This is a genomic window from Bacteroides sp. AR20 (genome assembly GCF_964250605.1).
In the GTDB taxonomy this organism is placed as follows: Bacteria; Bacteroidota; Bacteroidia; order Bacteroidales; family Bacteroidaceae; genus Bacteroides; species Bacteroides uniformis.
On the sequence record NZ_CAXUGK010000018.1, the window covers coordinates 53,162 to 65,417 of the forward strand.

Annotated in this window: 10 protein-coding genes; all 10 read right to left on the reverse strand. The window is 45.8% G+C overall.

The features are described from left to right. Positions 1–6: 6 nt before the first annotated feature. On the reverse strand, positions 7–1,464 hold the full coding sequence (locus tag ACESTD_RS10850; protein ID WP_165859890.1) for an O-antigen ligase: 1,458 nt from the start codon (positions 1,462–1,464) through the stop codon (positions 7–9). Positions 1,465–1,475: 11 nt separating this feature from the next. Beyond that, positions 1,476–3,635 carry a hypothetical protein gene (locus tag ACESTD_RS10855; protein ID WP_117703265.1) on the reverse strand — a complete coding sequence of 720 codons (2,160 nt, stop codon included), beginning with the start codon at positions 3,633–3,635 and terminating at the stop codon, positions 1,476–1,478. A gap of 6 nt (positions 3,636–3,641) precedes the next feature. Continuing rightward, a complete protein-coding gene (locus ACESTD_RS10860) occupies positions 3,642–4,478 on the reverse strand; it encodes a TolC family protein (RefSeq protein WP_035449302.1) in 837 nt (278 codons plus the stop codon). A gap of 34 nt (positions 4,479–4,512) precedes the next feature. Then, on the reverse strand, positions 4,513–5,679 hold the full coding sequence (locus ACESTD_RS10865) for a sugar transferase (RefSeq protein WP_035458053.1): 1,167 nt from the start codon (positions 5,677–5,679) through the stop codon (positions 4,513–4,515). Positions 5,680–5,697: 18 nt separating this feature from the next. After that, complete coding sequence (locus ACESTD_RS10870; protein WP_016273897.1) at positions 5,698–6,057, reverse strand: PleD family two-component system response regulator; 360 nt, start codon at positions 6,055–6,057, stop codon at positions 5,698–5,700. A gap of 31 nt (positions 6,058–6,088) precedes the next feature. Continuing rightward, entirely contained in the window at positions 6,089–8,374 is a 2,286-nt protein-coding gene (locus ACESTD_RS10875; RefSeq protein WP_061412377.1) for an LruC domain-containing protein, read from the reverse strand. 180 nt (positions 8,375–8,554) lie between these two features. Continuing rightward, the gene (ansA, locus tag ACESTD_RS10880; protein WP_005827512.1) at positions 8,555–9,595 is read right to left on the reverse strand and encodes an asparaginase; all 1,041 of its coding nucleotides are present in this window, start codon (positions 9,593–9,595) and stop codon (positions 8,555–8,557) included. A gap of 141 nt (positions 9,596–9,736) precedes the next feature. Then, positions 9,737–10,516 (reverse strand): tryptophan synthase subunit alpha, encoded by a 780-nt coding sequence (gene trpA, locus ACESTD_RS10885; RefSeq protein WP_009038310.1) that lies wholly within the window; start codon positions 10,514–10,516, stop codon positions 9,737–9,739. Between the two features lie 191 nt (positions 10,517–10,707). Next, complete coding sequence (locus ACESTD_RS10890; protein ID WP_061412379.1) at positions 10,708–11,331, reverse strand: phosphoribosylanthranilate isomerase; 624 nt, start codon at positions 11,329–11,331, stop codon at positions 10,708–10,710. A gap of 96 nt (positions 11,332–11,427) precedes the next feature. Next, a complete protein-coding gene (gene trpC / locus ACESTD_RS10895; RefSeq protein ID WP_061412382.1) occupies positions 11,428–12,255 on the reverse strand; it encodes an indole-3-glycerol phosphate synthase TrpC in 828 nt (275 codons plus the stop codon). Position 12,256: the final 1 nt, after the last annotated feature.

Sequence of the window (12,256 nt, forward strand, 5' to 3'; positions counted from 1 at the left end):
TGTTTATTATTTCGTTAATAATTGTCGTTTCTCTTCGAGGAGTTGCTTGTCAATATAAGGACTATTGACGATACATGCAAAGAATGTCCATAGGATAAATTGCGTATTGGGCTGTCCGAAAAACTGATTTCCGTATGCACTTAACATTAATCCAAATAGTCCGCATATAAAAGCGGTAAGTATACCTCGAAATTCTGTATTCCTCACTTTGAACATGATGAGATAACATCCCCAAAACAGACAAATTAATAATACGGCAATATGCAATATAAGTCCCACAATGCCGGTTTGTACCCATATTTTGACATAATATGAATCTACCGGGAAGGTTGTGATATATCGGTTTCCATATTTCCGCGCTTCTACTCCGGCCAATCCTATTCCCTCGCCGAACGGCCTGTCTTTCATGTACTCGGCCATCTTCTTCTGGTTCTCAATACGTACATTGAAGGATGCGTCCTGGGTGGGTTTAAAGGCAGTTCTCATACGGCTGATCATAGCATTGCTTTCACCGATATAGGTGAAGGCAAAGAAAATGTATATTCCGATTCCTACTATGGCACTTGCCAATGTGAACTTTATACTTTTATTGATTAGGCAGAAAAGGACTAATCCTCCTAATGGGACAATCATTGCACCGCGTGTGCCGGACATGAATAGCCCGATAACTCCCATTATAGCGATTGCCAGATAGAACCAACGTATTTTTTCCCCTTTGGTATAAAAAAAGATGATGCTGTATACCAGTGCTATATTGCCCATGTTTGAACCATGATTGCCCGCATCGGTAAATGTAGAGAAATATCGGATACCGGTGCGGAGAAGGTGGGTACGGTAACTTTCGGATGAATAGAGCCAGGTTGTCTCATACTGGTCCCAGCCTATGTATCTTTGTATCATTAGCTTGATAAATGATATGGTTGTAAATATGGCTATAATCATTATCAATGCCTTTACTAATTTAAAACGCGTAAAGAAAGCTGTCAGCAGGATGATGAATATCAGTGTGGCAGGATACATGGCTCTGGAGTTTACCCATGCCTCTGTCAATCCGTTGGGATTGACTATTTCCAGAAAACAAAAGACAAACCAAATAGCGTAAGCTACCGTAACCACATTGAAAGAACGTCTCCACTTGATGTCTTTGGAATAAGGGGAATGCAATATCATGCAAAATAGAAAGAATAACATTCCGATGTCCAAGAGTATGCTGATGCCGTTGACTCGGATAAAGGTGCGATAAATGACTCCCCAGAAATAGCAGAGCGTTCCATAAGTGATAAGTGCAATCAAAGGACGTTTTATCGACAATATAATATAAATTATGGCAATGGGGATGAGGACAACAAGAAATGCCTTCAGCAATTGGTCATTTAGTGCATGATAGGCTATAGCCGCCAGACCGATAAAAAGCACGGCGGATAAAGCTATTTGTGGAGATATGTGTCTTGTTGCAATTCCCATATTTCTGGTCATTATTTAACGGCTGCTGGTTTTGAAGTCAGGCCTAATTGTGCCAATCGGCTGAAGAAGGAGTGTACCGGAGTCTTCGGAGGCAGTTCTCCGGTGAAGGCTTCTACAACTTCACGGTCGGCATTGTTCAGATAAAGGAATAATGGAGTGTCTGCCAGTTCGTCTTTCAACGGTTTTAAACGATTGTCGTCATCCTTACCCCACAAACGGCAGGCATTGGCTATCAATAGATTAAAATCCGCTTTTTTCAGAACGGGTATAGGCAGTGATGCTACATTGACGGAAGGGTATTCTACCAGTATGACATCCGGTATTTCTTCTGCTTCATTTAATTGCCAAAAATCGGAAAGTTCTTGAGCCTGTACATATATTTTGTCTTTTATTTCAAAATCATGGTTATGTTCTACAAGGCGTACCCGAATACCTTCCGATTCCCAGTACTGGATAAAGTATTTGGCAAGAAATGATTTACCTTCGCGGGCGTTCATGCTGAGCAGATTTATTATAGTGGGACGTCCGGGCTGCAAATAGTTATTTAATTGACGACAACTGTATGCGGCTGCCAAACGGTTGCATGCCTTAAGGAAACCACGATATTTTAAATTGCTGATACCGTTGAAGGCAGCAATAACAGGTAATCCCGTCAGACGTTTGCTGCGTATGGGGTCGCGAAGGGTACGGTCCAGTAACTCGATGAGCAGGAAGTAGGCGGTAATAAATATCAGGCTGCCAAAGAATGCTGCTATAATAATAACGGCTCTTTTTCGACCGTTATCTGTCAACGGATAATTGGGATCTGAAATAATCTGTAGGTTAGCGGTGGTCATTTTTATATTTTGCAAACGCAAGTGTGCATCTGCCAATCCTTTTAACTGCTGGCGATAGGTATCTTCGGCAATGCCTATGGCACGTTCTTTTCGTTTTACTTGGGTACCTATAGGAGAGAAATGAGCGTATTCGTTGATGATATCAATTTGGCGATTTGAAAGTACCTGCAATTCTGCTTTAGCTTTTGCTTCGTTAATACAAGCCATAAGCCATTCATCCACCATGTTTTTAATACCTACTCCTTCCTTGGAAAAACTATATTCGTTCAAATTGTCGGAAAGATGGCTGATTTTCTCTTCCGCCTTTTTAAGATTTTCTTTTTCTTTGAGGAGCTTTTCACTGCTCTGTTGGCTTTTCTCTGTTGTGAAAATTTCATGCTCCATAATACTCTGATTCAAATTGCTGACTTTCTCCAACTCTTGCAGCAGATTTGTATTGGTACGGATTATTTTGGCACGAATGTCCATTTTCTCTTCCAACATCTTGCGTAATGCCACAGCACTCTCATAAGTACGTTGAGAGGCCTCTATGCGGTCATCAGCAGCATATTTGGTCAGAGCCAATGCTTTCGATTGCTCGTTATAGTTGATGACTTGCTCCTTAACGCTGTAATCAGTTAAATCATCTTCTTCTCTTGTCAAAAGGGCTTTAGCTTTTCTGACTTCCTCCTCAAAATAGGCAATGACATTGTTTGTGGCACTGAAACGCAGAATTTCATAAGCTTTCATTAATTCGTCCTCCAGTATCTTGACCGTATTTTGGGCAATACCCGGATCGGTAGTTGTGTAATTGATTTCTATCAAGTCGCTGGTTCCCAACCGCTTTACGTCAATCGTGTTCAATGCTGCATAGCTGTAGTAGGCAGTGGGACGGCTGAAGATTGCATAAATATAATTCTGTCCACTTTCCTTGCGATATTTTGTGAGGTTTTCTGTTGTTTTGTCTACAGACGAACGATTGACTAAGGCAAGAACCTCTTTGGGAGTGGCCTGAATGAGTTGGCGATAATGTTTGGCTTGAATATACATATTGTCTTTCCATTCATCGCCATGGACCAAGTTGGTGGCGAGCAGACGGATGGAAACTTTTTCCAATGTACTTTTGGATTTGGCAATATTGATGATATTGTCAAAGGTACTATTTATATTCAACAATTCTGTTCCATCCAGATTGGTGCTGTTGGTTATACCAGCATAGAGACTGCTATTTACCGTATAGTTGAAGGGAAGGAACTGGGTAAAATAGATTACCAATGCGGTAACTATGAGACTTCCCCACAGCAACCAATAACGGATGCGGTAAAAGAATTGGGTTAAAAATTGTACTATATCCATAAAGAGTTATTTATCTTTAATGACCTTTACATTTGTCAACATTTCTAGTAGAACGATAGAGTTGTGCAAAGCTACCCGGGCCTGCTCATAAGAAACAACGGCGCCGGAACGGCGGGCACGTTCTAGAGACAATGAGATTATGTCAATAGTGCCTTGTATGAAATTATTCTCTGAAATCTTCATTTGTGCATTGTATAATGCAGCCGATTCGGCCTTCGCTTTGATGGTTGCCAGTTGTTCGGTAACTGCATTATAGGCTTCCAACACTCTCAGCTTTCGTTGTTCCATCACTTCTTCTTGTGAATATTGGAGTTGTTCTATTTGATAACGGTAATCTTTGAGCTTTAACGGACGATTGAACAATTCTCCTAAACTGATACCGACACTGGCGCCTACGTTAAAATTATGTTGGGCACTTGACATCGTTGTTTGGTACATTGGGGTGAATTCATCGCTAGCATTACCAATCACATTATATCGTCCGTAAGAATAATTCCCGTTGAATCGGAAATAATTCCACCAATTCCGCTTTTGCAGGCGGTATTGGTTTCTGACTTGTTCTACTTGTGATTGGGCACGCTTTACCGTTGCATTTTCTATCACAGCATCCAAAAAAACAGAAAGGGGAGGAAGCTCTAATTTGTCTATTTCCGTAGGCATACTTGAAGTTATCAGACCAACTGTACTGATATTTGTTTTTTCATCTTCGGCTTTTAAGGCTTCCAATATCTTGATGCGCTCCTCCCGTGTCAACTCCTGCTGCGCAGCCACAGACAAAGGTACCCCCAACAATCCTAAGAGGATTACACTGTAAATGATGGACGTGATATATCTTTTTATCATCTCTAAAGCCATATAATTCCTGTTATCTTTATTTTTATACATTCTCTTTCTGCACAAACGCTGTCAGCGTCTTGCACAATATCTTCATGTCCAGCCAGAATGAAAATTCTTTGGTATATTTAATGTCCAGTTGCTTGCGCTCCTCGGCAGACATTTTTCCGGCGCCGCCTCGTTTCTCCACTTGCCACAGCCCTGTCAGTCCGGCGGGGGCCATGAAGCGCTCGATATATGCGTCGCTGGTCAGCAGTTCTGCTTCGTAGAGGGGCAGGGGGCGGTTGCCTACAATACTCATATCGCCCTTGAGGACGTTGAACAGTTGCGGCAGCTCGTCAATACTGTATTTCCGGATGAAACGGCCTACGCGGGTGACGCGGGGATCGTTTTCTATTTTTATAAATGTATTTTGCTTCTCTTGAGCTTTCTTTTTTAGAAAATCTTCTTCGGTGATGACAAAATCATCCGAAATGAGCAATGAAGCCTCTTCTTCAGAAGTGCCTGTCAGGTCGTCGAAACGAATGTCCGGTTGTTCGTCCGTCAACGTTTCTTCTATCCTATACTGATTGAGGGCATTCAACTCTTTCAGGCGCTTGTCTGCATTGGTGTACATGGAACGGAACTTCAGAAAATTGAATATCTGATAGTTGCTTCCCACGCGCTGGGATTTGTAAATCACTTTACCTTTACTCTCCATGCGGATAGCTATTGCTGTGGCAATGAGTAGCGGAGAAAGCACAATGAGTACTGCACACGCAAACAGTATATCGAAGATACGTTTCCACATAGGCAGGTGGAAGGTATTGAATATCTTGCGGTGCGACTGGCTGAACTCTTGTAGCTTATGTTCTTTGCGCAGTTGGAGAAATTTTGTCATCTGCCGGATGCTCTCTTCATCAGCTTGGGGGGGGAGGGTATTGTTGACCCCTGCCTGCAAATAAACCTTGCGGCTTTCTGTCTGCAGCCCCGGAGTGATGAGGATGATATAGACGCGCGGGAAACGTTTGTGCAGGAAGCTAATGTCTTGGCTGTCTTTTAGAGGTTCGTTCTGCTCGTAAAGAATGGAAGTGTTATATCGCTCGCGTATGCTGTCGATGACCTTTGCTGCCTTGTTGCTGGAGGAAACAGCCATGAACATGCCTCCTGTCACTTTGCTCAAGTGATTGATGGTGGACCGGTCATTACCTATGTAAATATAATATAACATATCCATTTGTTGTGTGTGTTAGAGGTATTTCTTGATACGGGCTTTCAGTTCCATAGGGTTGAAGGGTTTCAGAATGAAGTCTTCAGCTCCGGCTTCAAGCAGGTTGATGCGTTCGGTGGTACTCTCTTCGCTGGAAAGCATAACGACCGGGATGTGTCTGAAAAGTGCGTTTCCCTTCAGGTAGTGCAGGAATTCACTGCCGTTCATTCTGGGCATGCGGATGTCTGAAATGATGAGAGCAGGTTCATTCCCTTCATTCAACCATTCTATCGCCCGGAGGGGATCTTCAAAATATACCAGTTCGTTTTCTTTACCTAAATACACCGAGAGTACCTTGCCTATGGCAGGTTTGTCATCTACAAATAATATTTTCTTCATTGTTTATGCTAATTGTTTGCTGTTTTTCATATTATCTATATACATTTGCTTTCACCGGATTTGTGTACCAATCCTGATGGCTGCTGCGATTCTTTGCCCAATAAATGAAATCCGGATAGGCGCTGGCCGTAGGGTTGTCTGTACGTGAAATGTTGATAGTCTCTATCGGATAACGGAATCCGTAAGGTACGCAGATAGCCCATGTGTTGTTACCTGCCAAATCAAGATTTTCCTGTTGTACGGTTCCGGCAGCGGTGGCTCCATATCCCCAGAACTCGTAGAGGTGGACTTCCATGCGCTGCTGCATACTTTTATATTGGTAACAGATGAAGAAATCGAGGTTGTCTTTGGAAAACAGGGGTTCGGTCTTCGTCTGGTCTGCCAGTTCAATGATTATTTCATAGGTATACATATTGGCTGTGATACTGGTTCCTCCGGTATTAATCATAGTTCCGGGGCTTCTACCGAATACGTTGTGTACTTCACCCGCAATAGGGATAACGACACTGGGATCCCCATCTTCCATGTGTGTGCCACTGTTGTAGTTAAACAGACTGTACGGGTCGTCGAACGATGTCTGGAATCGTCTGTCGGCTCCTCCGGTGGTAATTTCTTTAATGTCGGATTTGCTGATACCTACTATACGAAGGCCTACACCAAGAGCTTTGGACGCTCCGGCAGCAGCAAGGGTCACATCGAGCTGGATGCGCTTGATGTGGTTTGTCTTTCCCTCAGTATGAAGAATTGTTTCTACGTCTAAAACCACGTCGTTGAAGTCATAGTCGCCTACCAACGGAAAATTATCCTCGAACACGTATGTATAAGGGATAGGGTCGGTAGGTGTCTCTGAGCCGGAGTCGCTGGGAGTGTTGCCTTCACCGGTACAGTCTCCGGCAGGAATGGTGATGGGGGATTCTCCCCATTTGGATATGGTTCCTTCGGTGTTCTTGATGGCATCAAGGAATTTGGCTTCCCACCAGATGTCCTCGGTGATATCATCGTCAATTTCTTTCACTTCATAATGAATGTTTCCCTGGCTGGAGAAATTCCCTATATCTTCAATTTTATTGATTTTTACCAGTGCATATTCATTGTTTGGACCCATAAATTGTGCTTGTGACAATTCTGCTTCATCAAGTACGGTTATCATGGAGTTGTCACCCATCGTGATTTGGGTGTTGTAATTGTTGCTATGGTCCCCGAAATCCTCTATCTCTGCAGAAGAGGTGTCTCCCATGTTCAGTGTGCCTACAAATTCTTCCGCATATAGATAGCATCCGTTGTCTATAGTGATGTTGCTGTCGGTTTTCCCGATATAGGCTTTGCCCTGGTTGATGAATTTGCATCCGCTGTCGAAATTCATTTCATCGACACGTACGGTACCGCAATTATAGAATGCTCCTCCCTGGCTGACATGGAAATCATCTATTTCCATAGTGCCGGCATTGTAGTTGTAGCTGCCTCCGGATGCATTGGTCAATTCGATGTCGTTCCCTTTGATGGTTCCACCCGCGTAGACGATAAACCGGCTGGATTGCACTAAAGTGAAGGTGTGCTCGTCCGGTATCACGATTTCCCCTCCGTCAATCACATAGAATTCGAAGCCTCGTTCAACGGTCATGTTGTTTCCATTGGGTTCCCAGCTGCCTTCAATGATGATGATGGCCGGATTGTCACTTCCCATGCCGTCCTTGCTGATTTTATTCCTATATATATTGTCTTTGGAGATTTTGTAGGCTTTTCCGTTTTGAAAATCGGTATTCGGCCTTATTTCTTCGGCACTTGATAGCATTGCGGTGATTTCCGCCTCGGACTTTTCCGGTGAATAGGTCTCGATGCTGACACTGCGTGTCCATGCGGCACGTGTAGTTGCAGGGGAACTGCCGAAAGCGGCGTGGAGCTGACCGTTTTGGATGGATACGTATTTTACTATGTTGCGGCTGTGTGCATCGGTGCGGCACACAAAAGCGCTCGTCAGCACAGAAGGGCAGTCCATGACGGTAGTAAATACTGTTGTATTATTGGCAGTGCCTTCTGCCAGCAGTTTGGCAGATGACCGGCTGATTAAGGGGTTCTTGTCGTAAATACGTATGGTATAGTCGATGCCGGTATCTTCGGATACAGAAACATTGACCCGGACCTGCTGAGTCATTTTCCAATCCATAGCCGGGTCTATGTTCTTGACCGGAAACCTATCCTGATAGGCTGCTTTCACTTTTTCGGGGTTAAAAACATCGTCTTTACAACCCTGCAGCAGTATGCCTACTGTAAGAATAACAAGCGGCAGAAAGCGTTTGTATAGGGTATTTTCTCCCATATTTTACATTTGTTTTGCTTGATTGTAAGCAAAAGTACGTTTATTTAAACTAATAAGCTTTATTAATGGGGGATAAAAGCGTGTTGGTTAACGCTTTTTAACGATTTTGCATGGATAGATAATGCAAGTTTGTCTTGAAAATTATCAATATTACTAAATGCCCTCTGTATTGCCGCTTTACTAAATCTTGGTGATTTCTCCTGCCAGGTCGGAATTCATGCGGTGGCGGATTTCGGCTTGGTCCAGTCCATGCCCCAGGAGGAACATGAGTTTGGTGACGGCACATTCGGGGGTACTGTCATAGCCGCTGATGACACCTGCCTGGAGAAGTTGCAGACCGGTTTCGTAACGTCCCATCTCGACGGCGCCACTTTGGCATTGGGTGATGTTGACGATGACAATGCCACGTTCGCTGGCTTCTTTCAGCTGGCGGATGAACCATTCTTTCTGGGGGGCATTGCCGGAACCGAAGGTCTTGAGGACAACAGCTTTCAGGCCGGGAACATGGAGCACGGAGTTGATGATGCTTTCCTGGATGCCGGGAAAGAGGGTGAGCACTACGACATTGGTGTCGAAAAGGTAGTGCGGCTTCATGGGGCGTGACGGGTCGGGACGGTGGATGAGGTGCTCGTTATAACGGATATGGATGCCTGCCTTTGCCAGTGCGGGATAGTTGAAGGAGCGGAAAGCATTGAAATTCTCGGCATTGATTTTGGTGGTACGGTTGCCCCGCATCAGCTCGTTCTCGAAGAAGATGCACACTTCAGGGACGATAGGAGTACCGTCCGGATGCTTGGCGGCGGCTATTTCAATGGCGGTGATGAGGTTCTCTTTCCCGTCGGTGCGCAGGGTGCCGATGGGAAGCTGGGAACCGGTGAGGATGACCGGCTTGGAAAGGTTCTCGAGCATGAAACTGAGGGCGGAGGCTGTATAGGCCATCGTATCGGTACCGTGCAGGATGACGAAGCCGTCGAAATTGTCGTAGTTGTAGTTGATGATTTTTACAATCTTTGCCCAGAGGGAAGGCTCCATGTCGGAAGAGTCGATCGGTGGGTCGAACTGATAGGAAGAGATGCGGTAGTTGAAGCGCTTCAGTTCGGGAACATGCTGTAGCAGTTGGTCGAAGTTGAAGTTCTCAAGCGCACCGGTCTCGGGATTTTCTATCATTCCGATAGTTCCGCCAGTGTAAATCAATAGTACGGAAGGGCAATCGACTTTCATGATATTCGTATTAGAGCTTTTTTCGGGTACAAAGATAGTGAAATATGAGATGGGGAGAAAATAAAAGAGACAAGTCTTTGCAGATTTTGTCTCTTTTATTTTTTCATTGCGAAAAATATATTGTATGAAATTTGAATAAGCTCACTGTTTCAAATCTTCCTTCAACTGCCTGATAGCCTTTTCCGCATCTCCTTCCTTCTCGTTGAGCAGCGTGACGAAGCGGCTGCCGATGATGGCACCGGATGAGTGGGCGCAAGCGGCATCGAATGTCTGCTTGTTGCTGATGCCGAAGCCTACCATGCGTGGATTGCGCAGGTTCATATCCTCTATCTTCTTGAAGTAGGCTTGCTTCCGGGTGTCGAAGTCTTTCTGGGCACCGGTGGTAGCGGCACTGGACACCAGATAGATGAAGCCGTCGGTGTGGGCGTCTATTTCGCGGACGCGGGCTTCGCTGGTTTCGGGGGTAATGAGCATGATGACACGGATGTCATACTTCGAGGCGATGGCTTTGTAACTCTCTTCGTAATCGCGGAAAGGGAGGTCGGGAATGATGACGCCATCGATGCCGCATTCCACGCACTTCTGGCAGAAGGCTTCGAAGCCGAACTGCATGATGGGATTGAGGTATCCCATAAGGACAAGCGGGATGCGGACATCGCGACGGATGTCGCGCAATTGTTCGAAAAGCAGACGGAGGGACATGCCGTTATGCAGGGCGCGGGTGGCGGCATTCTGGATGACAATGCCGTCGGCCATGGGGTCACTGAACGGAATTCCGATTTCAATCATGCTGACTCCGTTTCTTTCGAGGGCACGGATAACGTCGGCTGTACCGTCGAGGGTGGGACAGCCTGCACAAAAGTAAATGGACAGCAGATTCTTGGGGCTGTCCTGGAAAAGTTGGTTAATGCGGTTCAACATACTATTTCTATTTACAATTTTACAATTTACAATTTACTATTTGGCTGCGCAATATATGCTGCATGGTACGATTTACAATTTTACGATTTACAATTTTACAATTTACTATTTACTATTTACTATTTACCATGTACAATGTACAATTTGCCATGTGGCGTATATTGCGCAGCCAAATAGTAAATAGTAAATCGTCAAATCGTACCTCCCTTGAGTTCTTTCAGGAAGTTTGCGATGCGTTCCACATCCTTTATTCCCGGTGCCGTTTCGAAGCGGCTGTTGATGTCGATACCTGCGAAATAGGGATGGCGGAACTCCCGGAGGGCTTTTACGCTGTAGGGGTTGATGCCACCGCTGAGCAGGAACGGGGTGGGACCGTTGTAGCGGTGCAGGAGGTTCCAGTCGAACTGGTTGCCGGAACCGCCGTACTGCGGGGTCTTGGTGTCGAAGAGGTAATAGTCGCACAGACCATTGTAGGCAGATACGGAAAGCAGGTCCTTGGGCAGCAAGATGGAGAAAGCCTTGATGAGGTGCAGGCCTGCATTGCGCAGGGAACGGCAGTACTCGGGAGCCTCATTGCCATGCAGCTGGATGTAGTCCAGGCTGAAACGGTCGGCATACATCAGGATGTTTTCCTTACTTTCGTTGACAAAGACACCGACACGCTTGGCGCAGGCTGGCAGATACCCGGGCATTTGGCACAGACAACGGGGAGATTTGGGGTAGAAGATAAAACCAATCATATCTACACCTTGCAGTTCTACATTGCGGATGTTTTCTGCTTCGGTCATTCCGCATACTTTGATGAGAGGAGACATTTTATTTACGATTTACAATTTACTATTTACAATTTGGCTGCGCGATGTAACGCTGTATGAGAGACTTTTGTATTTACAATTATCAACTTTCAACTTTTAATTATCAATTAAGAGACTGTCTTGGATGAACTCTTTCAGGGTTTCGCCCGGATTGGCTGTTTTCATGAAGGTTTCGCCGATGAGGAAACCGCGGAAGCCGGCGGCACGCAGGCGGCAGATGGTTTCGGGGTCGGAGATGCCGCTTTCGGAGACAAGGAGCGGGGATGCCGGTCCGTGGGTGGCTTCGCGCAGTTGCCGGGCTATCCGGAAGGAGTTTTCCACATCGGTGACGAAAGAGCCGAGGTTGCGGTTGTTGACACCCACCATGTCGACCTCCTTATTTATATAGGAGAGTTCCGAAGGGCTGTGGATTTCGAGCAATACCTCCAGCCCGAGTTCGTGGGCTTGGGCGGTGAGGGTGCTGCACTGCTCCGGACTGAGGCAGGAGGCAATGAGCAATACGGCATCGGCACCTACAATGCAGGCTTGCAGAAGCTGGTACTCGTCGATGATGAAGTCTTTGCGCAGGATGGGGATGCGGACGAGCGGACGGGCCGTGCGGATGTCGCGCAGCGTACCGCCGAAGAACCTCTCATCCGTCAGGATGGAGAGGGCGGCGGCGCCGGCGGCTTCGTAGGAGGCGGGTATTTCCTCTGCTTGGGCAGCCTCGTTTATCCAGCCTTTAGAGGGTGAACGGCGTTTGAACTCGGAGATGATTCCTGTAGGAGAAGCGGCAAGGGCCTGCTTCATGCTGCGGCGGTGGGCCGCATTCTCCCGGATGATGATTCCGGCTTGCTCCTGCAACTGTTCCGGAGAGACGGTCTGCTTTTGCAGTTCAATCTCTGTTTGCTTATGGGCGATGATTTCGGACAGTATATCTTTCATT